At 40.1% G+C, this 723-nt stretch carries 1 protein-coding gene; it reads left to right on the forward strand.

Annotated features, from left to right (window positions below):
• Positions 1–723 (forward strand): tyrosine-type recombinase/integrase (locus BN338_RS10370; RefSeq protein WP_039762316.1); only part of this gene is annotated, 723 nt, incomplete at both ends.

Genomic DNA, 723 nt, shown 5'->3' on the forward strand with positions numbered 1-723 from the left:
TGGCGTTCTGTTTTACGAGAGGGGCGTGACCCCATTAAAGAACGTGAGAAACAAAAGCGTGAAGCAATGCGTAATTTTCATTATCTCAAAGACATTGCTGTGGATGCTTTTGAAAGTCGTAAAGCTGAATTAAAAGGAGATGGTAAATCTGGAGATTGGTTTTCATCTTTACAACTTCATGTACTCCCCAAATTAGGCTGCCTTCCCATTTCAGAAATCACACAAACAGATATACGCAATACGCTTGCTCCCATATGGCATACAAAAGCAAAAACAGCAGAGAAAGCCCTCATTCGTCTTAATATTTGTTTCAAACATGCTGCTGCATTAGGATTAGATGTTGATTTACAAGCAACAGCCAAAGCACGCGCGCTCTTAGGTAAACAACGCCATAAAGTTATTAATGTGCCTGCAATGGATTGGAAAGATGTGCCGGCTTTTTATCAAACACTTTGCCAAAAAACAACCCTAATACAATTGGCTTTGCGTTTGCTTATCCTTACAGGTGTTCGTACCAATCCCATACGTCATATTCGTGAAGATCAGATTGATGGAAAGATATGGACTATTCCTGCTGAAAATATGAAAGGTCGACGTGATGCTACAACAGAATTTCGTGTTCCTTTATCAACAGAAGCATTAGAAATCCTGAAACAAGCGCGTTTGCTGTCTCGCAATGAGTTCCTTTTTTCTACATATGGTCGTGGTCCTCTTGGACAAAAT

This window comes from Bartonella queenslandensis AUST/NH15 (assembly GCF_000312585.1).
Classification (GTDB): domain Bacteria; phylum Pseudomonadota; class Alphaproteobacteria; order Rhizobiales; family Rhizobiaceae; genus Bartonella; species Bartonella queenslandensis_A.